22 protein-coding genes are annotated in these 25,377 nt (G+C 56.1%); 11 read left to right on the top strand and 11 right to left on the bottom strand.

What is annotated here, in order from left to right; all coding sequences use genetic code 11:
• Positions 1–143 precede the first annotated feature (143 nt).
• From MJO47_RS04640 to MJO47_RS04620, 5 genes are all read left to right on the top strand, one after another.
• Complete coding sequence (locus MJO47_RS04640) at positions 144–305, top strand: hypothetical protein (RefSeq protein ID WP_253959945.1); 162 nt, start codon at positions 144–146, stop codon at positions 303–305.
• A gap of 179 nt (positions 306–484) precedes the next feature.
• Complete coding sequence (locus MJO47_RS04635; protein ID WP_253959944.1) at positions 485–973, top strand: PaaI family thioesterase; 489 nt, start codon at positions 485–487, stop codon at positions 971–973.
• Positions 974–1,136: 163 nt separating this feature from the next.
• Positions 1,137–3,203, top strand: coding sequence for an ATP-binding protein (locus tag MJO47_RS04630; RefSeq protein WP_253959943.1), 2,067 nt, complete (start codon positions 1,137–1,139; stop codon positions 3,201–3,203).
• A complete protein-coding gene (locus tag MJO47_RS04625; protein WP_253959942.1) occupies positions 3,187–3,660 on the top strand; it encodes an LEA type 2 family protein in 474 nt (157 codons plus the stop codon). Before MJO47_RS04630 ends, MJO47_RS04625 begins: the two co-directional genes overlap by 17 nt.
• Positions 3,661–3,685: 25 nt before the next feature.
• A complete protein-coding gene (locus MJO47_RS04620) occupies positions 3,686–4,630 on the top strand; it encodes an RluA family pseudouridine synthase (RefSeq protein WP_253959941.1) in 945 nt (314 codons plus the stop codon).
• A 54-nt stretch (positions 4,631–4,684) separates the two neighbouring features.
• Here the strand turns inward: MJO47_RS04620 and lspA are convergent, their stop codons facing one another.
• The 5 genes from lspA to MJO47_RS04595 all read right to left on the bottom strand — a co-directional run bounded on the left by lspA (position 4,685) and on the right by MJO47_RS04595 (position 10,222).
• The gene (gene lspA / locus MJO47_RS04615; RefSeq protein WP_253960541.1) at positions 4,685–5,167 is read right to left on the bottom strand and encodes a signal peptidase II; all 483 of its coding nucleotides are present in this window, start codon (positions 5,165–5,167) and stop codon (positions 4,685–4,687) included.
• Between the two features lie 10 nt (positions 5,168–5,177).
• Positions 5,178–7,958 carry an isoleucine--tRNA ligase gene (gene ileS, locus MJO47_RS04610; protein WP_253959940.1) on the bottom strand — a complete coding sequence of 927 codons (2,781 nt, stop codon included), beginning with the start codon at positions 7,956–7,958 and terminating at the stop codon, positions 5,178–5,180.
• A 179-nt stretch (positions 7,959–8,137) separates the two neighbouring features.
• Positions 8,138–8,320 carry a hydrogen-dependent growth transcriptional repressor gene (locus MJO47_RS04605; protein WP_253959939.1) on the bottom strand — a complete coding sequence of 61 codons (183 nt, stop codon included), beginning with the start codon at positions 8,318–8,320 and terminating at the stop codon, positions 8,138–8,140.
• 296 nt (positions 8,321–8,616) lie between these two features.
• Complete coding sequence (locus tag MJO47_RS04600) at positions 8,617–9,282, bottom strand: endonuclease III domain-containing protein (RefSeq protein ID WP_253959938.1); 666 nt, start codon at positions 9,280–9,282, stop codon at positions 8,617–8,619.
• Positions 9,283–9,286: 4 nt separating this feature from the next.
• Entirely contained in the window at positions 9,287–10,222 is a 936-nt protein-coding gene (locus MJO47_RS04595) for a LysR family transcriptional regulator (protein ID WP_253959937.1), read from the bottom strand.
• Between the two features lie 365 nt (positions 10,223–10,587).
• On the opposite strand from MJO47_RS04595, the gene MJO47_RS04590 reads away from it, so the two are divergent.
• Together MJO47_RS04590 and MJO47_RS04585 are read left to right on the top strand one after the other, a co-directional pair.
• Positions 10,588–11,601 (top strand): GSU2203 family decaheme c-type cytochrome, encoded by a 1,014-nt coding sequence (locus tag MJO47_RS04590; RefSeq protein WP_253959936.1) that lies wholly within the window; start codon positions 10,588–10,590, stop codon positions 11,599–11,601.
• A 23-nt stretch (positions 11,602–11,624) separates the two neighbouring features.
• Positions 11,625–13,979: a GSU2204 family CXXCH-containing (seleno)protein gene (locus tag MJO47_RS04585; RefSeq protein ID WP_263046535.1), complete on the top strand. Its 2,355-nt coding sequence runs from the start codon at positions 11,625–11,627 to the stop codon at positions 13,977–13,979.
• A gap of 93 nt (positions 13,980–14,072) precedes the next feature.
• Here MJO47_RS04585 and MJO47_RS04575 read toward each other — a convergent pair whose 3' ends face one another.
• On the bottom strand, positions 14,073–14,795 hold the full coding sequence (locus MJO47_RS04575; RefSeq protein ID WP_253959933.1) for a PHP domain-containing protein: 723 nt from the start codon (positions 14,793–14,795) through the stop codon (positions 14,073–14,075).
• A gap of 181 nt (positions 14,796–14,976) precedes the next feature.
• Here MJO47_RS04575 and MJO47_RS04570 point away from each other — a divergent pair, with 181 nt between their 5' ends.
• Positions 14,977–16,518, top strand: coding sequence for a Fic family protein (locus MJO47_RS04570; RefSeq protein ID WP_371926626.1), 1,542 nt, complete (start codon positions 14,977–14,979; stop codon positions 16,516–16,518).
• A 92-nt stretch (positions 16,519–16,610) separates the two neighbouring features.
• On the opposite strand, the gene MJO47_RS04565 is transcribed toward MJO47_RS04570, so the two are convergent.
• The 5 genes from MJO47_RS04565 to MJO47_RS04550 form a co-directional block, all read right to left on the bottom strand.
• The gene (locus tag MJO47_RS04565) at positions 16,611–17,021 is read right to left on the bottom strand and encodes a hypothetical protein (RefSeq protein ID WP_253959931.1); all 411 of its coding nucleotides are present in this window, start codon (positions 17,019–17,021) and stop codon (positions 16,611–16,613) included.
• Between the two features lie 6 nt (positions 17,022–17,027).
• The gene (locus tag MJO47_RS15460; RefSeq protein WP_256502261.1) at positions 17,028–17,150 is read right to left on the bottom strand and encodes a hypothetical protein; all 123 of its coding nucleotides are present in this window, start codon (positions 17,148–17,150) and stop codon (positions 17,028–17,030) included.
• 101 nt (positions 17,151–17,251) lie between these two features.
• Entirely contained in the window at positions 17,252–18,436 is a 1,185-nt protein-coding gene (locus tag MJO47_RS04560; RefSeq protein ID WP_253959930.1) for a WD40 repeat domain-containing protein, read from the bottom strand.
• Positions 18,436–19,947, bottom strand: a complete 1,512-nt coding sequence (locus tag MJO47_RS04555) for an alpha/beta hydrolase (protein WP_253959929.1) — start codon at positions 19,945–19,947, stop codon at positions 18,436–18,438. The genes MJO47_RS04560 and MJO47_RS04555 overlap by 1 nt, the downstream gene beginning before the upstream one ends.
• Complete coding sequence (locus tag MJO47_RS04550) at positions 19,944–22,634, bottom strand: type VI secretion system Vgr family protein (RefSeq protein WP_253959928.1); 2,691 nt, start codon at positions 22,632–22,634, stop codon at positions 19,944–19,946. Before MJO47_RS04550 ends, MJO47_RS04555 begins: the two co-directional genes overlap by 4 nt.
• A 320-nt stretch (positions 22,635–22,954) precedes the next feature.
• Between MJO47_RS04550 and MJO47_RS04545 the strand changes: the two genes are divergently transcribed.
• The 3 genes from MJO47_RS04545 to tssK all read left to right on the top strand — a co-directional run bounded on the left by MJO47_RS04545 (position 22,955) and on the right by tssK (position 25,377).
• Positions 22,955–23,494 (top strand): type VI secretion system-associated FHA domain protein, encoded by a 540-nt coding sequence (locus tag MJO47_RS04545; RefSeq protein ID WP_253959927.1) that lies wholly within the window; start codon positions 22,955–22,957, stop codon positions 23,492–23,494.
• A gap of 23 nt (positions 23,495–23,517) precedes the next feature.
• Positions 23,518–23,985 (top strand): type VI secretion system lipoprotein TssJ, encoded by a 468-nt coding sequence (gene tssJ, locus MJO47_RS04540; protein WP_253959926.1) that lies wholly within the window; start codon positions 23,518–23,520, stop codon positions 23,983–23,985.
• Between the two features lie 63 nt (positions 23,986–24,048).
• Positions 24,049–25,377: a type VI secretion system baseplate subunit TssK gene (gene tssK, locus MJO47_RS04535; protein ID WP_253959925.1), complete on the top strand. Its 1,329-nt coding sequence runs from the start codon at positions 24,049–24,051 to the stop codon at positions 25,375–25,377.

The following is a 25,377-nucleotide window of genomic DNA, read 5'->3' as shown; positions in this document are numbered from 1 at the left end:
ATCACCAAACTATACCATTATCCCGCTGGCCTGCCGACACCTCTTTACGACAAAAGCCGGCCCAATAGATGACAAGATCGGTCATATATGATAAAGTAAACACAAAGTCAACGAACTCTAAAGAGAGAGAAAGGAGAAGGGTCATGAAAGGGATGAAAGACAGATTCACAGACGCGTTTTCGGAATTGGAAACCAAAAACCCCTTCACCTGTGAAACCTGTGATGAAAGATACGGTCATCCGCACAAAGAAGGGAAAACGATGCCGAGCGAAAAAGACATGAAGGACGAACCGACCAGGCATTAATGAAGATCAACCGCTTCTTGAATCCACGAGAAACAACCTGACTGCCGGCCCCGCAAGGGGCCGGATTATTGGCGGTGACGCCCCTGCCCGACTTCACAATCGTTGCATTTGGGGATCGATCCTTTTACTATCGGGCCAGACACCAACACCCCCCTCTCGGAACTGGAAGGAGAACTCCCTTGTCACAAGTCGCCCCTCGCAATGAAAAAGCAAACCCCTGTCCTGCCATCGATCTCAGCGGTGAACCCGAATGGACCCCCTTTGACGCCCCTTCGCTGGTTGGCGCCTCCCTGCGTTTTGTCTCTGGAGAACCGGACGGCAACCGCTATCGCGTGCGCTATTATCGGGACGGTCAGCAGCGGTTGCGGGCCAGAGTCTGGTTCGGCCCCGAAACCGAAGGACCGCCCGGGCATTCCCACGGCGGCGCCATGGCCGCCGTTTTTGACGAAGTCTTGGGGCTGGCCGCCTGGACGGCCGGCTACTCGGTGGTCGTCGGCAATCTCAATGTGAGCTTTCGCAACATGCTGCCCCTGGAGCAGGTCGTCACCGTTGAAAGCGACATCGTCTCCGTGCAGGGACGCAAGGTCAAGGTGCAGGGCCGTATCTGCCTGGGAGACAGGGTCTACGCCGAGGCCGAAGCGCTCTGCATCACGATCCAAGTCCCCTGAAAAACTTCACCGGCGACCATTTCCTTCCGATGAGCGCGTTGACAGCCACAGGCTTCTACGGCAAAATTTGAGGCATCCCTCTTGCTAGAGGATGCGACTGCCTCAGCCATCGTTTGTCCTTTTACCACGAACGTGATATCCATTGCCCCCAGAGGGAGTCAACGTGCCCAGCCTTGCCATTATCATTGACTTTCTGAACAACACTATCCTGTTGCTGGCTCTGGGCGCCCTCTACGGAACCATTCAACAGTATCCCGACACCCTGGGCCGAAAGCTCTCCACCGGATTCTTCATCGGCCTGATCACCGTCGGCCTGATAGCCAACCCCTGGCAGCTGGCTCCCGGGGTGATCTTCGACAGCCGTTCCATCCTGCTCAGCGTCGGCGCCGCTTTCTTCGGCTTCATCCCGACCGTCGTCGCCACCAGCATCTCCGCCCTGTACCGCCTCTACCTGTCCGGCCCCGGCACGATTCCCGGAATTCTGACCATTCTGGTATCCGGGCTTCTTGGCTTGGCATTGAAAAATTATCGGCGCAAACACGTTTACCGGATGTCCACCATCGCCTGGTATGCCTTCGGTTTCGGCGTGCAGACGGTCGTGCTGCTGCTCATGTTCACCATGCCAGCCGCTCTGGCCCTTCCCGTACTCAGGAACATCACGGTGCCGACCCTGATTCTCTATCCCGTGGTCACTGTCCTGCTGGCCAAACTCCTGGCCTCCCAGGAGGCGCACATTCGCCGCAAACTGGCTCTGGACGTCAGTGAACGTCAATATCGGGAGCTGGTCCAACAGTCCAGGGTCATTATTCTGCAGATAGATCGGGAAGGGAAGGTCACCTTCATCAACGAGTATGGCCAGGAATTTTTCGGCTACCCCTATGAGGAGCTGGTGGGGCGCCCCCTGGTGGGAACTATTGTTCCCGAGTTTGACCAGGCCGGCCGCAATCTGAAGGAGATGGTGAAAAATTCTCTGCTGACACCTGATCCCTACCTGGAGAACGAGAACGAAAACCAGTGCAAGGACGGCAGACGGGTGCGCATCCAGTGGAAGAACACGCCCCTCTACGACGCCTCCTATGAATTTATCGGGATGCACTGCATTGGCCACGACGTCACCGAACTGCGGCGGGCCGAAGCGATTCTCCAATCCAAAGAACAATACCTGCAGCTGCTCCTCGAATTGGCTCCCATTCCTCTTGTCATCCTGGAACAGCACCAGGAGATCACCTATGCCAACCGCGCCGTCACCGATCTTTTCGGCTACACTCTTGACGAAATTCCCACGCTGGCCGAGTGGCGCCTCAGGGTCTTTCCCGATGTCGCCTACCGCACGCAAGTGCAAAAACGATTTGATGAAGCCGTGATCCTGGCCCGGCAGACTGGCAAGTCCATTGACCCCCAGCCTCTTTCCATCACCTGCAGAGACGGCTCTGTACGCGACGTATTGGCACACTATGCCGCCATCGAAGACAAAGAGATCGTCGTCTTCAACGATATCACCCGCGAGCGGGAGATCGACCGTATGAAGAGCGAGTTCATTGCGACCGCCGCCCATGAACTGCGCACGCCGCTGGCTTCCGTCAAAGGTTTTGCGGAGCTGCTCTTGGAAGAAAAGGGTTTTGATGAGGCTCAGCGCGACGAGTACCTGGCTATTATTGTGGATAAATCTGAGGTTTTGGAGCACATTATCGACGACCTGCTCGATATCAGCCGGGTCGAATCAGGACGCATGATCCACATCGAAAAACAGCCTGGCGATATTCGGAACCAGATAGCCTCCTCGGTCCATGCCTATCAGAGTGAATTCCGCCAGCGGCGTATCGAGCTGGATTGGCCTGACGAGGGGCCGGGAAAAGTTCTGTTTGATCCCTACAAAATCGACCAGGTCATGGAAAACCTGCTGAGCAACGCGGTGAAATTCTCACCTCCCGACAGCCCCATCCGGGTCAGCGGCCGCTTCTCCGAGCAGGGGGTCACCATTAGCGTAAAGGATGAGGGCATCGGTATCGAGCCGAAAGACCTTCCGCGTATCTTCGATAAGTTCTATCGGGCCGACAGCTCGGACACCGCCGTGCCTGGCATGGGCCTGGGAATGGGCATTGCCAAGGGGATCGTGGAAGCGCATGGCGGCCGCATGGAGGTACAGAGCACCCTCGGCCAGGGCACCACCGTGTCCTTTTTCCTCCCCCTGCTTGAAAAGGAGACTTCCTACCATGAACAAGCTGGTTAAAATAATGCTTTGCCTCGGCGCCGTCTTTTACCTGGGCGGCTGCGCCACCGTACTGGATCCCGGCTTTGAATCACCCACGGTGGGAATCCGCTCCTTCCGCGTAATCCCCTCACCCAGCCTGGCTCCCCAGTTTGAAATCGGCCTGCATATCGTCAACCCCAATCGCACGTCCCTGAAGCTGGAGGGCATCGTTTATACGATAAAGCTGGAGGGACAGCGGGTCCTCATGGGGGTAGCCAACGACCTGCCGGAGATCGGGTCCTACGGCGAGGGGGATGTCACCTTGAACGCCTCGGCCGACCTGCTCAGCAGTATCAATCTGTTCGCGTCCCTGATGCAGCAGCCGCAGGACACTTTCTCCTATGAGCTTGAAGCCACCCTCGACATCGGTCGCTTCCGCCCGCGGCTTCAGGTGCAGGAAAAAGGTGAAATTTCACTGCAGGCACCGGCACAGTAAGTCCCAAGGACTCTTTACTCCGTTTATGAAAAATCGAGAATCCACCAAGCACCGGCACCGCCTGGCCGTGGCCAGTTCCTGCCAGGGACAGCGTTTGGACCGGTTTTTGACCGATGCCCTGCCGGGGGTATCCCGCAAACAGATCAAGCGGGCCCTCGACCGCGGGGCGGTCTTCCTCAATGATTGTGTGGAAAAGCGGGCTGGCCGCCCCTTGCAGGGGGGTGAACGCATTGACCTGACCGTGGAGATCGCCCCGCCCGTCCCCAGGGAATTCTCCCTGCCCATTATTTATCGGGACGACGATGTGCTGGCCGTGGCCAAGCCCCCTGGCCTGCCCGTCCATGCCAATGTCGCCGGGGCCGTCAACGCTCTCGATCTGGTACGACAGCTGATCGGCAGCGACCTTGACCCCATCCTGCTGCATCGCCTCGACGCCGACACCACCGGCGTCCTTCTCTTCGCCCTCAATCGGGCCAGCAACCGTTCGCTCTGCCGACAGTTTTCCGAACGCCGCGTCGAGAAGACCTATCTGGCCCTCGTCCAGGGCTGTCCGGCCAAACCTTTTGAGGTGCGTGACCACCTTCGTCCCAACGTTCGGGGCAAAACGGTGAAGGTCCTCAGCGGCGGGCAGCCGGCCTGGACCTCCGTCAACCCGCTCTCCTGCCATAACGGCGTCGCCCTGGTTGCAGCCCGTCCCCACACCGGGCGCACGCATCAGATTCGCGCCCACCTGGCCGGCTGCGGCCATCCCCTGCTGGGCGACACGCTCTACGGGGGACCGGCCCACCTGGAAACCCTGGAGGGTCCCGTCGCCTGCCCCCGCCACATGCTGCATGCGGCGGTGCTGGTCATCACCCATCCCCGCACCGGTCGTCCCCTCACCCTACAGGCCCCTTTGCCCGCCGATTTCAGCCTGCTGCTGTCCGGCGCCGGCTTGAACCCACCTGACTACGCCAACCTCGGGCTCTAAATAAAAAAACCGGCCTCGAAGGGCCGGTTTTTAACATCCAGTCTAATACGGGCTTCAGCGTTTCCGCGCCCGCTCCTCTTTCCACAGGTCCCAAAGCAGCAGCCCGACACCGACGGTGATGGCCGAGTCGGCCACGTTGAAAGCCGGCCAGTGATACTGATACCAGTGGACATCGAGAAAATCGATAACCTCCCCCAGGCGGATGCGGTCGATCAGGTTGCCAACGGCACCGGCAAAGACAAGGGAGAGGGCGGTCTGCAGCAGGCGCTGCTCTTCATGCACCCGACTCAGGTACCAGAGGATGCCCACCGAGGCCAGGATCGATACGCTGATGAAAAAGGGGATGCGGATGGCACTGTCGGCCAGGATGCCGAAGGCCGCCCCCTTATTGCGCACGTAGGTGATATTGAAAAAGTTCTCCACCACCGTCAGCGACTGGTAAAGGGCGAAGCGCTTGTCGATGAAAATCTTGGTCGCCTGATCCAGCAGCAGGATGACCGTGGTGATGGCCAGCAGCAGGCGATAACGGGCAGTCAGCATGAGTCGTCTATGCCCCCAGCGCCGTGTGGCAGCGATCGCAGATGGTGGGATGATCCTGGCGGCTGCCGACGGAGACGGCGTAGTTCCAGCAGCGCTCACACTTGTCGCCCTGGGCTTTTTCTATGCGGATACGCAGCCCTTCCACCTCCTCGCCGGCAATCCCGTCCGTAAGTGTTTCCACCCGTTCGGCCTGGGAGACGATAAAGAGGGTGGCCAGTTCGTCCTGATAGCGTTCGAGCAGCTGCCGCCATTCTCCGGCTGGCACCGCCAGGATCACCCTGGCGTCGAGGGAATGACCGATGCGCTTTTCGGCGCGGGCCAGTTCGAGAGCCTTGGACACATCGGAACGCAGCGCCAGGATCTTCTCGTAGCGGGCCTCGAGATCGGCGTCGAGCAGACTCGTCTCGAAACGGGGGAACTGGGCCAGATGGACGCTTTCTTCGCGCTCACCCGGCAGATGCTGCCAGATCTCTTCGGCGGTAAAGGACAGGACCGGAGCGATGAGACGGGTCAGGGCGTCCAGGATGACGTACATGGCGGTCTGGGCACTGCGTCGCTGCAAGGATTTCGGCGGCGCCGTGTAGAGGCGATCCTTGAGTACATCCAGATAGAAGGCACTCATGTCGACGCTACAGAAATTGTGCACTGCATGATAGAGCACATGAAACTCGTAGTCTTCGTAGGAGCGTTCGACACGGCCGACCAGTCCCTCCAGACGCGACAGGGCCCAACGGTCAAGCTCGAGCATTTCGGCCGGAGCCACCCGGTCCGTGGTCGGATCGAAACCGGCCAGGTTGCCGAGGATGTAGCGGGCCGTGTTGCGGATGCGCCGGTAGGCGTCGGAGAGGCGCTGCAGGATTTCCTGGCTGATGCGAATATCGTCCCGATAGTCCTGAGCCGCCACCCACAGGCGCAGAATCTCGGCGCCGAACTTTTTGATGACCTCTTCGGGCGCGACTACGTTGCCCTGGCTTTTGGACATCTTCTTGCCGGCCCCATCGACCACGAAACCGTGGGTCAGCACCGCCTTGTAGGGGGCGATGCCGCGGGTTCCCACCGCGGCCAGCAGGCTCGAATGGAACCAGCCGCGGTGCTGGTCGCTGCCTTCGAGGTAAAGGTCGGCCGGAGATTGGAGATAGTCGCGGTTTTCCAGCACGGCGGCGTGGGAAACCCCCGAATCGAACCAGACATCGAGGATGTCCATCTCCTTGGTAAAGCCTTGATGACCGCAGGCGGCGCAGGTCGTGCCCGCCGGCAGCAGTTCGGCCGCCTCCTTCTCATACCAGACATCACTGCCCTCAGCGGTGAACTGATCGGCGACATGGTGCATGGTCTTGCCGTCGGCCAGAGCCTCGCCGCACTTTTCACAGTAGAAGACGGTGATGGGCACACCCCAGGTCCGCTGCCGACTGACACACCAGTCGGGACGATTTTCAATCATGCCGTAGATGCGCTCGCGCCCCCAACGGGGGATCCAGCTGACGTCGTTGATGTGCTGGAGGGCCTTCTGCCGCAGGTCGTTCGACTCCATGGAGATGAACCACTGCTCGGTAGCCCGGAAGATGATGGGTTTTTTGCAGCGCCAGCAGTGCGGATAGCTGTGCGAGACCTTCCCCTGCTTGAGCAGGGCGCCGACTTCGGCCAGCTTGCCGTTGACGGCAGCATTGGCGTCGGCCAGTTTCATACCGCCGAAAAACTCCAGATCCTCGCGATAACGGCCGTAGTCGTCAACGGGATTGTAGACATCCAATCCGTACTGCAAGCCGATGATGTAGTCGTCCTGGCCATGGCCCGGCGCGGTGTGAACGCAACCCGTACCCGCCTCCAGGGTGACGTGCTCACCCAGCATGATGAGGGAATCGCGCTCATAAAAAGGATGCCGGCAGTTCTTCTTGTCGAATATGGGGGCAGCGAAGGTGGCCAGCACCCGGTATTCTTCCACCCCGATCTCACGCAACACCTTCTCGTAAAGCCCTTCGGCCAGCACCAGCACATCGTCGCCAACCTCTACCGCCACATAGGTATAGTCGGGGTTCAGGCAGACACCCAGGTTGGCCGGAATGGTCCAGGGGGTGGTGGTCCAGATGACGAAGGAGAGTTTTTTGCCCGCCAGCGGCGCCAGTTCGACCGGCAGTTCGTCCACATAGGGAAATTTGACGTAGATGGAAGGGGAATCGTGGTCGGCATATTCAACCTCGGCTTCCGCCAGTGCAGTCACGCAGGAAGAGCACCAGTGCACGGGTTTCTTGCCCTTATAGAGGCCGCCGCGTTCGGCGAAACGGGCCAATTCACGAGCCGTCGCCGCCTCGTAGGCGGGATTCATGGTCAGATAGGGGCGCTCCCACTCCCCCAGCACGCCGAGACGCTGGAACTCGCGGCTCTGAATATCGACCCACTCGGTGGCATAGGCACGGCATTCCCGGCGGATCTGCGCCTTGGTCATCTCCTTCTTTTTGGATCCCAGCTTTTTGTCCACCATCAGCTCGATGGGCAGGCCGTGGCAGTCCCAGCCCGGCACGTAGGGGGCATAAAAGCCCTGCATGCGGCGGCTCTTGATCACAATGTCCTTGAGGATTTTGTTGAGCGCGTGGCCGATGTGGGTGTGGCCGTTGGCGTAGGGGGGACCATCATGCAGAGTGAAGTTGGGGCGATTCTTGCCCGCTTCTTCGATCTTGCGGTAAAGCCCTGTTTCTTCCCAGGTTTTGAGGATTTCCGGCTCCCGCTGGGGCAGGTTGCCCCGCATGGGGAATTCGGTGACGGGCAGATTGAGGGTATCTTTGTAATCCATGAGGGTCCTCCCGAACTGGCCTTGGGGATAAAAATCGAAGCAGGTAACTTAGCAAAACAGCCAGATAAGTCAAGGGAAAACCGGGATTATTGCGGCTTTGGACAGTCCGGGAAGCAGGGGGAAAGGGGCCAAAGCCCCTTACCCTGTTCCCAGGCCGGCACAGCGAAACCGGGGCACATTCAAACCCCGGCCCGCCGCCCGCCCATATGGGGATTCTGCTGCAGCAGATCGAGGCTTTGGCGCAGCAGCATGCTAATGCTCACGCCCGACTTCTCGGCGATGACCTGCAGAGTCTGCATCTCCCGGTCGTTCACCCGGCAGGAGACAATGTTTTTCTTCGGATTCGCTACTGACTTACCCATAATCGACACTCCTTATGCACTTGCGTTTTAGTATTCTTGACCAAACTGTTTCAGCCATCGCCGTATACGCCTTGCAAAGAGACTGCCAGACCGGATCATCAGCTTCAACTTTCTGGAATTTTGTTTTATTACAGATACTTGCCAGCTATGGCGCCCTGAGCGCCAACGGCGTCTCCCTAATGAAAAGGTGGGTAAAAATGACGCAATTGGCCTCAGGTGAGACAGAAATGCGCACACTCCTGGGCCGCTTCTGGCACAAACACATCAGGCCTCAAGAATAGGAAGTGAGAACGTGATCAGAGGGAATCGGCGCTGGGACAATCGGCGGCGAGAGGACAGGCCGGGCAGCGCGGGCTGCGCTTGCGGCAGGCGTCCTTGCATAACTGCACGATGAGGGCATGATAGGCGTTGAAAAGCGCGGCATCAGCGGGGAGATAATCCATAAAGAGAGCTTGCAGGGCATGGTAGTCGACACGGCCGGTATAAAGACCCAGCCGACTGCACAGGCGGTGGGTATAGGCATCCACCACAAAGACGGGATGGTCGCCGGCGTAGAGCAGAATTGAATCGGCTGTTTCCGGCCCCACCCCTTTGAGGGAGAGCAACTCACGACGCACCTGATCTGTCGGCCCGTCAAGCAGAGTCTCCAGACGGCCGTCATGATGGACAAAGAGATGCTCCACCAGCAGTTTAAGGCGGTGCGCTTTCTGGCGGTAAAATCCGGCGGGACGCACCATCCGTTCAAGATCAGACAGCACCACCCGGCGCACGGCGGCGGGGGAAAGCAGATCGGCCTGCCGCAGGTTGTCGATAGCCTTTTCCACCTGAGTCCAGGTCGTATTCTGCGTCAGGATGGCCCCGACGGCCACCTCGAAAGGGGTTTCCGCTGGCCACCAGTGCAAAGGGCCGTAGTGGCGGGAAAGTCGCTGAAAAATCTGATCGAGACGCCAAGCGTAGTCCATATCGTCAGGGCCGCACCTGAATAGGGACAAAACCGTTCTCTTTTCTGTCCTTAAAAAGGGCAAAAACGCAGGCGACAAAGTTGGCCAGCAGGGGTTCATCCGTGCGACCTGCATCGTAAAACAGGGTACGTTCGCGGTGATGCTGAAATCCTTTTACATAGTGGGCGCACAGACGTCCTTCATCAAGGTGGCGTTGCACGAGGCTGCGCGAGACGAAGGACACTCCGCCGCCCGCGAGCACGGACTCGATGGAAAGTCGCAGATCATCGGAGATGACCACCGTGCGGAAGTCGTCGATCCCCACCCCCACGGCCGCCAGATTGCGGGTCAGCAGGTTTTTCGAGCTGCAACCGTCCCGCCGGGCGTAAAGACGCAGCTCCAGCAGCTGGCCGATCTCCAGTTCACCTGATGGCAGCTTCAGGCCGGGCGCGCTGATAAATACCAGCTCGTCATCCGGCAGGGCATGGCAGGCGAAGCTCTTGAGCAGGGGGGCATCGCAATGCTCGATCACCGCCAGATCGTACTCCTTGTCCTGCACCCCCTTGATGGCTTCGGCCGGCTGCTTGAAAATGAACTTGAGGTCGGCCACGTCGGCATTCTGCATGACGAAATCGTTCAGCACCCCCGGCAGATGGGCCATGCCAAAGGTCGGCGTGCAGCAGATGGACAGCCTTTTGCCCACCTTGAGTCGCTTGAGGCCCTCGGCCAGCTCGTTCTCTCTTGCAAGAATTTCTCGGGCCGCCGCCAGCACCAGGGCTCCCGCCTCCGTCGGCACCAGCACCGGCCCGCTGCGATCCAGCAGCTGTTGGCCATAGGATTCCTCCAGAAACTTGACTCGCTGCGACGCCGCCGACTGGGTGATGTGCAGCTCTTCCGCCGCCCGCGAAAAACTCCCCGTCTCACAGGCCTTCAGCAGGGTTTTCAGATAACGCGTTTCCATTGTCCAGCCCTTTCGGACAGCGATTTACCGAGCATGCATGTTGGAATCTATACGTATGAATATTCAAATTCCAAACATTCTAAATGCCTGATATATCGATTTAAAATAGAATTTTCTCTTATGCCAGCATTAGAAACATTGGCTTTACCATAACACCGCAGAAACGTATCTTACAAGCGGTTCCACGGTAAAACATGGGGTTATTGCGTCTGCCTTCCTGCCCGGCAGAAGCCTCGCAAGACAAACCCTTATCGCCAACGTATCACGGAAAGGAGGGAGATAGCACATCATCAAACTCTGATCTCATGCCAATCGGAGCATTCACAAGCAACACAGCGAATGGAGAAGTTACGAAAGGAGAACACATGTCAAGGAAGTTGCTTCAAACCAAAGCCAAATGGCTGGTGCGGCTTCTTCCCCTTATGCTCATCCTGGGGGCCTGCGCTACCGGGACCATAAGGGAAAAGATGCTGACCCTGCCGAAGATCGATGGCGCCACCATCGTTGGCCAGGAAACCTGTGCCGGCTGCCATGACGACAAGGCCGCCTCGATGGCCGGTAATGTGCACGGCCGCCTGGCCGATTTTGAACTGATGGGTGGCCAGAACGGCTGCGAGTCCTGCCACGGCGCCGGCAGCCTGCATGTCGACGGCGGCGGCGACACCGAGAAGATTCTCAACCCCGCCAAGCTGACGGCCGACGAGTCCGCCGCCCTCTGCGCCCTCTGCCACACCAGCGGCAAGCTCATGGACTGGACCCACAGCCAGCACGCCCTGGCCGATGTCGGCTGCACCGACTGCCACACCATGCACACCCAGGACAAGTCCCTGAAGGCCTACCTGAAGAAGGCCGATCCCGAGCTGTGCTACGGCTGTCACCAGGAGCAGATGGCCCAGTCCAAATTCCCCTCTCATCACCCCCTCGATGAGGGCAAGATGAACTGCTCCAGCTGCCACAATGCCCACGGCGAACTCAATACCGATGAGCGCACCAATGACCTGTGCCTCAACTGCCACACCCGTTATCAGGGTCCCTTCGTCTTTGGTCATGCCCCCGTTGAGGACGACTGCACCATCTGCCACAACCCCCACGGCAGCGTGGCCAACAACCTGCTGGTGCAGAACGAGCCTTTCCTGTGCATGCAGTGCCATGAAGGCCACTTCCACATGCTGAGGGAATCCAATTATACGGTCCCCGTACCTGCCACCGGACAGACGGCAACGACGCCTGAGGCTCAGGCCATTGCTGACATCGTCAACGTCCATGGCAATGAAGGGTTTCAGACCTCTTTCGGCACCAAGTGCACCACCTGCCACAAAGTGGTCCATGGCAGTGATTACCCGTCCCAACCGCTTAGCGGTGGCGGCCTGACCCGTTAACAGACGTTTAAGGAGGCAAACCCATGAAGCAAAGCCGTACCTGGCTGCTTGCATTGTTGTCCGCCCTGACGCTGATGGCGACCTCCACGCTGGCGGTGGCGGAAGAATCTTCCGACCATTTCAGCGGCAGCGTGGAGATCGGCGCCACAGTGGTCGATGTCAAGGACAACCCTGCACGTGCCCAAGAATACACCGGATACCGGTCGGATGACGGGGTCAATGTCGCCCCGAAACTCGAACTGGAGTACCTGAGCGATAACCTGCGCTTTCTGATCGACAGCGAGACCAAGGGACATCGCGATCAGACCCATGGCTACGAAATCGACTTCAAGCGCATGCTGCGGGTCGATGGCTCGTATGAGTCCTTCGAGCACTGGAAGGATCATGAAACCCTGGACCAATTTGGCGCCACCGCCCGTGACGATGTGGGGGGCTCCCAGCCCAGCACCACCACCGACAAGATCATGGCGGAACTGGCTGAACTGCCGACGCCTGTTACCGCCGTCGGTGGCGGCACCCTCAACTATGATCCGCGCCAAGCCTACGAGCAGGAAATCAGCAACGACTATATCGTGACCCGTCGGGAGATTAAAAACGAGGCCAGCCTGACCCTGCCCATGCTGCCCAACATCACCTTCCATGCCGGCATGCGCATGGAGACGCGGGAAGGACTGGAGCAGGCCATCGCCACCACCAAGTGCGACTCCTGCCACGTCACCGCCGTCGGCAAGAACATCGACGAGCGCACCGAAGAGTACACCCTGGGCGCTACCGGCAAGTTCGGCCTGCTCACCGTCGACTACGAATATCTGACCCGCAACTTCACAGAAGACAGTGCGGCGCCAACCAAATACTATGAAGATGCAGGCAATCCCACAGCGTACAATCTGCTGTACGAAAACGGCGACTACGCTTTTGCCCGCACACCTGACTCGCAAAAAGACAGCCACGCCTTGAAGGCCCGCGTGGACCTGAGCGGCGACACCGTCATCAGCTCCAGCTACGTGAAGTCGGACATCGAAAGCTCCAAAGCTGAAACCGAGACGGAGTACGATCTGCTCGGCAGCAGCAAACTGGAAAGCGAATACGAATCTTTCGGGGCCAAGCTGTCGACTAAATTCGGCAAAAACCTCCGCCTGTCCCTGCGTGGTCAGCTCTATCAGATCGACGTCAAGGATAATGCGATCTACTACCCTGCCCGCGATGTCGCAGCGGCGGCAACGGCCTGGCCCGGAACCAATACCGACGCCTGGCATTCCGCCGAAGCTCGCGACGTCAGCGAATTGGGTCTCGATGCAGTCTATCGGCTGAGCAAAGCCACGACCCTGCGCCTCGGCTATGAGTATGAAGAAGTCGAGCGCGACGAGGAAGAGCTGGGCGAGACCACGACCCATACGGTGAAGGCAGCGATTAAAACCCGCTTCAACAAGGCTTTCTCCGGCCGCGCCAGTTATGAGTACCAGAATATCGACGAGCCCTTTGCCGGTGCCCACGTCGGCATCGCCCAGGGTGACCTCGCTGGCGGCGCCATTGCGGATCCTCTCGGTTCTGGCCTCTGGTATTACAACACAGTAGATTTCTCAGCAACGGATGCCGAAAAAACTTGGTACTGGACTGATGTCTACCCCAACCGCCAGCTGGAGTCCACCAGCCTGCCTGAGGATGTACACGAAGCCAAGGTCAATGTCACCTGGGCCGCCCGCCACAACCTGGCCGCCAACGCCTTCGCCCGTGTTCGCTATCAGGAAAATGACCGGGTGAGCTACGAACAGACCACCTATGTTCCCGGTGTCAGCCTCTGGTACGCCCCCAACGGCAAGATGAACCTGACCCTGGCCTACACCTTCAACAAGCAGGAAACCGAGAACAAGATGTGTGTCGGCTGGTACCATGGCTGAGCGAACGACGTCTCGTCGGGCCAGTTTGGCTCGATCTGCAACACCTCCGAGTACGATTCGAAAGTCAACACCCTTGCGCTCAACATGGACTATCAGGCCACGGAAAAGCTGCGCATGAATGCCAGCGCCATTTTCAACCTCGCCAAGGACAGCTGGGACTGGCGTTTCACCGAAAGAGCTCAGCTTTATGGTGAAAATGATCCCTCAACCCCTCTCTCCGAGACCGGTATTGAGGCTGCTGGCCAATACGCTTCAGTCAACTACGACAACTGGGAGCTGAACAACCTGATCACCAGCTATTCCGACCTGGAATACACCCAGTATGAATTTACCCTGGGCGGCACCTACGCTTTCACCGATCGTCTTTACACCACCGCTTCGGCGACCTATGAGATCTTTGAAAGCGATCAGATGTACGTGTATGGAAACGAGGATGGCGACGTCTTTCGTGGCTATCTCGCCCTGGGTTACAAGTTTTAATCTGCCTCCACACACCATGTTGCAATGAAATGCACCCGGCTGCGCCAGCAGCCGGGTTTTTTTATGGAAGTTGGGGAAAAGAGAGGGGGAATTTTAAGCGTCAAGCCCGAGAAAGGACAAGGTCGAGGCCAAAGTGCGGTTGACGATCTGCTCCAGGCGCACGCCCTCTTCCTGCAGAACGGCCAGCGCTTCGGTAAACTCGCCGACACCCTGGGCGATGTGCGAGTCACTGCCCACGGCAATGGGCGCATCGTGTTCGGCACAGAGACGGGCGATGGTTCGGCAGTTGCCGACGCTGCCGCGACGACTGATAATGAAGGAGGCGTTGTTGATCTCCAGGGCCGTGCGGGTAGCGGCGGCCTGCCGCACGACCTCGGCATAGTCGAGGGGAAAGTTGGGGTTGCCGGGGTGGCAGATGAGGTTGACGCGCGGATTCTCCATGAGCGCGAGGACAGCGCGGGTATTGGCCTTGACCCCCTTGTTGTCGAAACCGCAACCCTCGTGAAAACCAGCCAGCACCAGGTCCAGACGATCCAGCAGAGGGTCGGGCAGGTCAAGCTTGTTCTTGCCGAGGATATTGGATTCGACACCTCGCAATACGCGGACATCGTTGAGATATTCAGGGATAAAGCGCAAGGCGGCAAAGTGATAGGGATGCGGTCCTCCCGGCAAAGCCGGCCCATGATCCGTCATCCCCACGGCCTTGAGCCCCTTGGCCGCCGCAGCCAGGGTAATCTCACCAATCGTACTGAAGGCATGGCCCGAAGCCACCGTGTGCACATGCAGGTCAGCTTCAAGAGCAAGAGTGTTGGACATAAAAACCTCTCTTTTCTTGGGTAAAGCCAAACTTTAGCACGATTGGACGATCAAGGGGTAGTCCCCGTTTTGTGTCTCAAGGCAGAATAGTCTAGCATTGACAATGCACAATAATCTAGATATCGTAAGACACGATAACCTAGATACCAGAGAAAATGCGAGCAAATAAGCGGGAATAGTTATGTCAATACCACCATCTCAACGAAAACTAGCAGATGCCCTATCGGCAATGAAGGACCTGCAGGATTCAGGGAAAACAGTAATAAAATCGTCTGACCTGACTAGAATTCAACGCGAATCTCTCGTAAGGGCCGGATTCCTTCAATTGGTTGTTAAAGGGTGGTACATGCCCTCTCGGCCTGAGGAGCATTCAGGTGTCAGTACCCTCTGGCATGCATCCATGAAAGATTTTATCCGAGGCTACTGCTCTGAAAGGTTTGGGGAGGATTGGCATGTATCTCCTGAATATTCATTGCTACTACACGCTGGAGCCACTGTTCTCCCGAAGCAGATTGTTGTCTATGGTCCAAAGGGCAAGAATGGTCTGCTGAGCCTACCAGAGGGGTGCTCAATTCTCGACTATCAATCTGCTCAGCTAGCAACCGGAAAACAGATTGAATTAATTGACGGCATACGAGCGCTTCCCCTCCCTGTGGCCCTTGCCCGCGTGCCCGATGCTTTTTTTTCAAGTTATGCCCGAGACGCGCAAATAGCGCTGCATCGACTTTCCGATGCATCCGAAATTAACCACCTTTTGCTTGAGGGAGGCCACAGCAGTATTGCTGGTAGGCTAGCTGGAGCCTTTAGAGCAGTTGGTCGTCGTAAGATCGCCGATGAAATTTTGGCAACGATGCGAGTTGCCGGTTATGTTGTCAATGAAAAAAACCCCTTCACAGTCGAGCCTCCAAAACTGGAATTTTCAAGGCGACAGTCTCCTTATGTTCTGCGCATGCGCTTGATGTGGAAAGACATGAGAGAGAGTGTCATCAGTAAGTTCCCAAAAGAACCTGGCCTACCTCAAGATGTTGAGCGCTTCATGGCCGACATTGAAGAGAGGTATCAAACGGATGCATATCATTCCCTGTCAATAGAAGGGTATCGGGTTACAGATGAGATTATCAGAAAGGTGGCGACGGGCAACTGGAGCCCTGGTGACAACGATTCAGATAGACAAACAAAGGATGCAATGACTGCTCATGGTTATTGGCTCGCGCACAATGACGTTAAAGCCACAATAAGAACTATCTTAAACGGCGCGAACCCTGGCGAAGCATTCAGTGTGGCCCACGGGACATGGTATAGAAGTCTTTTTGCCCCCAACGTTGATGCGGGCTTCCTCAGACTTCAGGACCTTGCCGGCTACCGCTCCGGTCAAGTATTTATTCGGAACGCGTTGCATGTCCCACCTTCGCCTGAGGCAGTTCGCGATATGATACCCGAGTTATGCAATCTTCTAGAAAAGGAAACGCTTGCGGCAGTACGTGCGGTACTGGGGCACTTTATGTTTGTTTACATCCATCCATACTTTGATGGCAACGGGAGACTTGGCCGCTTCCTAATGAACACCATGCTCGCTTCGGGCGGCTATCCATGGACAGTTATCCGCCTGGAGACCAGAGGGGAATACATGGAGGCATTGGAAGCGGCAAGCTCACATGGAGATATTAGCAAATTTGCTGAATTTATAGCTAATTCAATGGAAACAACAGGTGAAGTTAAGTAGGTGAAATAGATCGTCAAAGTCGGTCAAGGACAAAAACGGGGACAGGCTGCCTTTTCCTGAAAAAAACCAGCCCGTCCCCGCTTTGCGTTCCGTTACGGAAAGAGGGTGTCTTTGTCGCCGCCTACTTGCGGGCTATTGGGACTTATTATTTCGGGCTTATTCGATTTTGCCATCCTTTTCATTTCGCCCTTGAAAGGCTGCATTTGCGAGATTTCGTGAAGAATGATCCCCGCTGCCAGCAAGTATACCCAGAAGGCAAAAGGGGCATCAAGACCATAACGCGTATGCTGCCGCCATGAATATGAAGCTGTCATGGCGTGATACAGCCAAGGAATGGCGAGGAAAAAACCAGTAATGCTCATCACCTGCGCAATCAAAGCGATGGCACTTAAACTGCTGGAACTTTTTAGCTTTTTTGCCTTTTTAGCCAAAAAGACACAGGAAACAAGACTGAGCAAGACCACCCCGAATGCGTTGGCCGTTGCATGCAACAGAACAGACAAGGGTTCTCACATCACCATTGTGAAAAGGGCCAGATTGCCAATAGTACTCATGGCTGAGAAACCGAGCAGTGCCAATGCTGAAACAATCAATACCATGCGATAAGCTCTTGGAATAAATTCAAAAAACATAAACTCTCCGTAAGATTTCGACAGCTTCCCATGCTTCAAGTCAGTTAAAAAAAGGCCATCAAGTAGATTGACCGGTTGTATCCAGGTAAAAAAGTTTGCCTTTACTGCCGATCCCCCTCCCACACTTTGTTGAGTTCTTGTGTTTCGGAATCGTACCTATAGACAATAATACCGCCACCGTACTGCTGGCCCATGACCAGAATGCCCGCGTCAGGCGCCGTGTCCATGGCGGCGTTGCGATGGTAGTCACGCACGGCGGGCAGGGGATCGCGGCCCAGGTAGAGGTATTTCAAAGGCAGGGGGTTGTCGATGTGGTAAAGCACGGCGTAGGGGGAATAGGTGAGGAAGCGAAGGTAGTGTTGCGGGTCGATGAATTTGATGGCGAGAGTGGCGCCACCAACACTTGCATTTAAATCGTTTGGAGGGGGAATGAGCCCCGTATCGTCGAAGGTCCAATTCTCGTAATCATCCGAATCGTTCTTGTTTAGGATTCCATGGTAAAGACTTGCATCTTCATGTAGAAGTTCACCAGAGCTAGCTTCCCATACAAACGACGAACCTCCCTCGCATCCACTGACTACATATTGCCCATTGGGGCTCAAGGTAGCGTTTGTTTTGGCAGAATTGCCAGGAAATTTAAACAGCGGTCTTCCTGATGAAATATCCCACAGAACAACACCTGCATAATCTGAGTACGTCTGCTCGGGGCGAACGGCTCCTTCAGCAGTGATCGGAAGATTATCAGGGACATCAAAGCCTCTCCCTGCCGATAGAAGCAAATTCCCCTCATCGGCGAGAGTAAGATTAAGCAACTTTCCTTGTCCTAAAAAACTTGGGGAGTCCCCATCTTGCTTCACGTGTTTCATGGCATCCCCTGAATCATAAAAAAGATTCCAGTCCACATCACAACTCACATAATGCTTCAAATCGGCACTCAACACGTGCCCATAGGTCGGAAAATGAGGAAATGAGTCGAACTCCTCTTTATTCACCCCCTGGACATGAACCACATCGTTGAGACCCTGCCAAAGAAATAGCTCGGCTCCACGGACAAAATAAGCACTGTAGATATTGGCATTCTCTGACACGAGAAATTTTTCTTTGCGCTCCAGATTCCAAAGCACAATTCGATTATCCAGGTGGGAGCTCAGAGCGAAGCGACCATCACTGGAGACACTCACGACGACGGCGGGCCCGCCGCTCTGCGCCGTAGCCTCTTGAGAATGGGGTTTGCATGCCGAGACAGCTAATAAAACAAAAAACCAGAAAAATAACCGCCTGCACATTAAAAGCTCCCGAAACCTGTTGAACGTTTCATTCTTTCAACAATTTCTTCCTTGTAAACCTTCTCAAACAGCAAATCACTCGGAATCTTCATCCCCGAATGATCGAACAACCAGCGACTTTGATCCACCGGGATCAGCTTGCCGTCACTGTAAAGTCTTCTCATAAACCGATCCTCCATCGCCGGCCCCCCATACCCCATAGCAGGTCGCGGTTTCTTGACCTCATAGTCCGCCCTAGCCAGTGCTCGAAAGGTTTTCATAGCGTCATCGGCCAATTCCCGGCTCATGTGGCACAAATAAATCAACGCCCCCAAAGCCGGTAAGACTTTAGGCGGCCAAATGGGGATATGACTTTCGTTAAAAAGCCCATTGGTATCTTTGGCGATTTCTTCATAAAGAGCTTGCTCGATTTTGGGCAGATTATCCTTCAACAGATTTCGTGCATAGAGCGCTGAGACACTCCAAGGTGCATAAAATAGTTGTGTTCCTGGAACCCCCGCGCTGGTTGCAATACGATAAATACCGCCGATTTGTCCACTTCTGGCCTCACCGTGTTGGCCGGCCTCCCAGTCTTCACGGCGAGAATCCTTGTCTTGGTAGGGCCCAAGAATGTTGTCTTGACTGGAATAAAGCACCACGATTTTCTTGGCGGCGCGATGGGCGTGTACGAAATTCCAGTTGCGTAGCACACTCGTATCCTTTTCAGGATCATTGGACAGGGCCGTATCAGGCACGGCAGGCTGCCACATAAAAGCGTGGGCAATACTCTCATGACGTCCGGGCATCTGCCCCAGTATATTCATGGCTACTAGCAGCACACGATTGCCGAGGCTGTGTGCAATGATGTTAACAGAAATGCCCTCTGAGACTAGCTGATCGACCAGACGCACCAATCCGAATCCCGCTTTATTGGCAGTGGTTTCAGCAGCCATGTAGTCGAGAGCAAAAACATCGCCGGACCAAGCCAGATGGATCATGCGAGAGTATTTTTGATAGTTGGTCCTGTCAAATTGGCCAGTAGCGCGATTGAGGTTGTCTTCCATATGAAGATACCAGGCATGGGCGCCTGTGCCATTAAGGTCCGCCATGGCAATATCGTTAAATAGGTTTGGATTCTCAACCTGCCAATGGGCATATTGATTTTTGAGAACTCCTAAATCACGGTAAGTGTTAGCGGGCCTCGAAGAATAAATTATCTTCGGCTCCATGGGGCGATTGCGAATTGTATCAAAACCCCACTGGGACAGCTCGACATGATGTGAATATTGTCCGTATTCAACATTGAATCCGTGAATAAAAATGACGACATTATTGCCATTCTCTTTAAAATAGCGGATTTCCTCCGGCCTGAGGTGATCGCGGGCGTTAGAATCAAGGGCAGGATTGGCATCTTCTCTCAGGTTGACAATCACCGGAGGAAACAAATGCCTGACTTTAAACTGATATCTTTTCTTGAAACAGCCAGGTCGAAAGACGGGACTGGCGGTGGGAACAAAGGCTCTTGCGTTCATGGCTGTCCTCCTCTTTCAATGATCAGGTTGTCGGTGTCCAGATGAAGCTGCCAAGGACCGATAATAACGCGTTCAAACAGAGCTATTCCCTTTTTTACCTGTGAAAAGTGCTGTTGGCCTTCAGCATCCGTAAGGCGAACCTCGGCACCGTCTTCCAGAGAATGGCCACTTTCATCCTCGACTGAAAACTGAATATCTGCACACAGATTCAATTGCGGTGACATCTCTGACATGACGCCGTTAATAGCTACCTTAAATGCGTATATCAGGGGACGTTGGTCACCCGCCACTTCGTCCATGATAAGATCTTGCGCCACCTCTTTTTCCTCACGTTGCCAAGGAAGCTGGCAATATCCTGAGCCATCAGGTAGTGTCCCAAACAGACGGTCAACCTCCTGCCACTCACCCCCAGGTTTTGCTTCGAAAACAGTTACCTTGACTTTTTCACCGCCTTCGAAATTCCTCACAGTGAAACAGGCCCCTACCTCCTCTGCAACGGAAATCCGCGCCTGACTCCAAGCCAGGTTGAAAATCTTGGCACTCTCCAAAGCATGTAATCGCTGAATTGCTCCCACATGTCCTGGCTCCCTGGCCGAAGGCAATACCATGGTTGGCGGACTGGTCACATCCATATTCACCTGACCATTCAGGCTGACCCGACCGCCGGTTTTAAAGCTGATGGCCTTGCCAAACAGGGTGACATCGCCGTTGGGGGCCATTTCAATGCCGCCGCCGTTCTGGCCGATGGTGATGAGGCCGCCGCCGTTGCCTTTGATGTCGATAGCCTGACCGGCCTGTACGGTGAGAGTGCCGCTATTCACGCGGATGACGGCGTTGCCGTGCTGGACGTTTATGCGAGTGCTTTGCTCAATGTCGAGACCCAGATCTTCCCGGCAGCGGGCTTCTATATGGCTGCCTGCCTGCAACTGGATGCCAGCGGCTGCCTGCAAGTGGGCATCCCGGGCCGACTGATAATGAATCTTGCCGTTTTTCGTTCTGGTCGCATGACTGTTTTTTGCGGTCTGCACGCGGTCCTGGCCGACCTTCTCTGTGAAAGTGTCCCCACTGTGGATATGTTGGGTTTTCTTGGCATAGAACGTAACCAACCCTTGTTCACTGGCCAGGCGGAGGCGGTGTTCGGCCAGAGCGGCATCGAGATGGAGCATATTTTGTCCCGCGAAGGTGCGCAGGGTAATGGCACTGGCGTCACGGCGATCACTGAAGCAGAGTTCGTTGTCTGCGGCAGTCAGCAGTCGATTGAGCCATGGCTCTTCGCCGTTGACAACGGAGGGGGTGTCCGGATTGGGCAAGCTACCCACAATCATGGGGCGGTCTGGATCGTTGTTGAGGCAACTCACCAACACTTCAGCCTGATCATGCAGAGGCGTGTGCCAGCCGGCTGTCTCATTTCTTCCTCCGCTGACATAGGGCTGCAGGCGCCGCACAAAGGCGGAGTTTTCACCAGGGGATCCTACTTCGCCGCTGGCCACCTGGCGATAACGATAGCGTCCGGATTCATCGATCAGGGGTGTTTCCTGCCTGCTTTCGATGCGGGCGGAGAAGGTCATGGGGAGATGAGGGTGGCTGAGCCAGGTGCGTCGCCAAGGGGTTCCCCGCGGAATAAGTGTTACGGTGTTGGTGTAGGGGCAGTCGTTTTCACCGCCAAGCCCCAGTCCGGCGGCCTGACTGGCCTGATGTTCGATAGCGGTGATGAGGTAGTCGCCGCTGATACCAGCCCCGCATTCATCGGCCTCGATATGCACCAGACAACCGATTTGCAGATCGGCGGCATGACTGCTTAATCGCAGCTCCATCGCCTGCCGAACCGCTTGCTGAGACCGCACCAGCGCTGCATGCTCCGCCTCCTCCACATGAAGGGCTCCAACCCCGAAACGGACATCCACTGTTTTTTGGCCCGTTCGCTCGGCCGCTTGCGCCAGGCTCTGCCCTTCCAGGGACTCACCCGGCTGATTCTCGCAGACATCATGAACGATAAAACGCTCCGGCGTCAGACTGGCGCTGAGACTCAAGGAGACAATGGCATCGCTGGCCGCCGCGAGACCATCAGTCACCGGGGTCGGCGCCTGCCGGTAACGCAGGGGGGGACGGGAAAGGAAGGTAAAATCCTGGTCATGGTCTGCCAGGTGAATCAGCTCATCGCCTTCGACGGACTCACTCCAGAAAAAGATCCCCTGCTGACTGCAAAGGCGGCTTAAAAAGTCGAAATCACTCTCTTGCGCCTGCAAGGTGGCGGAACGGACGTGATAGTTTCGACTCCAATGGGTATGGAGACTGCTTTGAGGGATTCCATGTCGGCACAGGGTCTGCTCGACAATCTCCGGCAGGGTGAGGCCCACAATCAAGCGGCAATCGGTACGCCGTTGCAGACTCGCCAATCGGGACGCAAGCGTCAATTCACCTATACTCTGCCCGTCTTCTGAAGCCGCTGTCTGTTTGGCGGCGCTGACCACCCCATTGACGCGGCGCTCGAGCCCGTCTGTCGATTTCATCATCAGCTCTGCCGAATCACCCAACAGGGATGCCAGACGCTCGTCTTCCGCAAACACAACGGTCAGGCGAAATACGAAAGGTTCGCTGAACGTCTCTTTTCCGACCAGCGCCACCACCGGGAACATCTTCGAGCCAACCCGGACCTGCAATCGCGACTGGTGTGCCATCGCCTCCATGAACTCCCCCTTCCTGCCTCCCTGGAGCGGCTAAAGCCGGGCCTTGGCAGGGCAAGAAAATTTAAAGGCGTCTTATAATTCATTCTATTAAATTAATCAATTCTTATTTTATATGCTTGACACAATATTCGAAAGAATGTATTTAAGCTTTCTCTAATTTTTAATCTGCAACAATTACCTGTAATCACATGTCTTTTAGCCAAAGCCCCATGGCACTATAAAAAAGCGCTAAAATTTAACCTTTTTAATATCAAGAGACAACACCGCAAACCAGCAGTGGCCGAGGCAAACTACTCGGCCAACATTAAGGACGAACTGCCATGTTGAACTGTGCCATTTCTGGTCGCCATAAAACCTTAAATCGGCCCGTCGAGGTGAAGTCATCGGCTGAAAGCGCTCTTCTGGCGGTCTGTGGCGGACTGGCCAGATTAATCGAAGGACAGCGGCGCTTCTCAGTCGAATTCGGGTTGCCTCACAGCCGAGTCTTCAGCCATGAGGCCGCTTCTCTTGGGCAAACTGAATTTGAGCAGGTGCTGCTGGGCTGGCTGAACGACAAGGAGGAAGGGCAAAAGAACCTCTCAGGGGTCCTGCACGACCTGATTGCCCATCAACTGGCGCTGCATGGGGCCCTCGACGGCGTAGCCAAGGAATCGCTTGAGAAGCTGTCTCCCGCCAGCATCCGTTCCCGTACCTTCAGCCTCTTCGGCTGGCGTCCCTTCGCCTGGTTGAGCTACAGCCGCCTGCACCGCAACTACCGCGAAAACGACTATCTTCGCCACCAGGAACTGATCGTCAGTGGTTTCGTTAAAGAATACATCGCGTACCGGAATCGACTCGCCACCCCCCTTCCGGTCCAATAGCTATCAGCCTTCAAGGAGCCGCCATGAACAAAAATCATTCCATGATCGTCTTTCTTCTCGCTGTACTGACCGCCTGCTTGCTGGGCGGCTGTTCCGCCCCCAAGGTGAAAGTCAGCCTGTCCTCCACGGCCACCCTCAACATGAACGAGCACAAAGAGGCGTTGCCGGTCGTGGTACGGATCTACCAGCTTCGCGATAACAAAGCATTTGAAAGCGCCACGTTTGACGAGTTGTGGAAATCGGAAACTTCTGTTTTGGGCAACCAACTGCTGCGTAAAGAAATTCTGACCCTGGATCCGGCCTCCCAACAGAAACTGGAAATTGAACGCCATGACCAAGCCCAATTCGTCGGCGTCATGGCCGCCTTTCACAATCAGGCGGACAATAACTGGCGGGTCATCAAACGGGCCGACCGTTCTTTTCTATGGATCGATCTTTCCACCAATCTTGAAGCCTTGCTGCAAGACAACAGTCTTCGCCTTGTGAACTGAGGGCACCCATGCAACGGAAGATGATTTCAAAAGACAAAGCCGGGCCGGCCATGGAAGCGCTGTATGAATAAAGTCGTTTGGGCCGAAGGCCTCTTTTTGAGCCAACAGCACTTTCAGGCATGGGATAGCCAGCGGGAACGGGCACAACATATGCTGCAGTCCCTTTTGAACCCCTTCTGTTGGGGGGTCATCTCCCTGGCGATCGACCAGGAAGCATTGAGCCTGGGGCGTTTTCAACTGCTTGAGGCCAGAATACTTTTTCAGGATGGACGGCTGGCCGAATATCACTCTTCGGTGGATGAGCCGCTCTCCTGTGAGCTGAAAGCGCCGGCCGGCGAACCTCTGGCCATTTATCTGGCGGTTCCCTCCAACCAGCACGTCGCCGGAATCTCCGGCTACCCACAACGCAACCAGGCCAGTGGCTGGCTGGCGAACTATCGCGACCTGGAGGACAGTTTCGATGCCAGCCGCAAGCGGGAGATCCTGCTGGCCAAACCCAATCTGCATCTGCTATCCGGCGAACAGGCCACGCAGCCCTTTCTGCGCCTTAAAATCGCCGAAGTCATCCACGACGGCGACCATCACTACCGACTGACGGAAGGGTTCATTCCTCCCGTCTGCCGGATAGCCGCCTCGCCGGTACTGCTGCAGCGCCTTGGCCGCATGGTTGACTCCCTGAACGCCAAACGGAAACAGATTGAGCAGACCCGGGCGGGCTGCGACGGCGGCTCGGCCCAATTCGCCAAAGCCGACCCCGGCAGCGACAATCTGCTGCGCAACCTCAACATGGCGATCCCGCAGCTGCGACATCTGCACCAAAACCCCGACCTGCACCCAGAACAGCTGTACCGGCTTCTGTGCCAGAGCCTCGGGGCGTTTTGCACCCACCACAGCGAACTGACCATCGACTTCATCCCGCCTTACAACCAGGAAGAACTGACTCTAATATTCCAACGACTTGAGGGTATGCTCACGAGTCTGCTGGAGATCAAAAGCACCAGCAAACCGTCGTCGCTCGACCTTGAAAGGGAAAGCAGCAGCCTTCTGTGCTGCCATGAAATTCCCGAAGCGGTCTTCAGTCAGCACACCTTCTTTCTGGAGGCGCTCTACGAGTCGGATGACCCCAATTGGATTACCGACTTCGCCCGCCAGGTCAAGGTGACGCCTCGCAGCGTCATCGAAACCGTGGTGGCCACGGCCCTGCCCGGGGTACGACTCATTCACACCCAGCGACCGCCGGCAAAGCTATCCACCCGCAGCGGCTATGAATATTTTCGACTCGAAGCCCGGGGTGACTTTTGGGCCCAGATTAAAACCGAGGGCACCCTGGCGATCTATCTGCCCCACCTGTTCAGCACGGCAGATGTCAAACTCGTAACGGTTGAGGAATAA

This window comes from Desulfuromonas sp. KJ2020 (assembly GCF_024197615.1).
Classification (GTDB): domain Bacteria; phylum Desulfobacterota; class Desulfuromonadia; order Desulfuromonadales; family SZUA-540; genus SZUA-540.
Note: the sequence above shows the minus strand (reverse complement) of the source record. Positions and strands in the feature narration are given on the sequence as shown.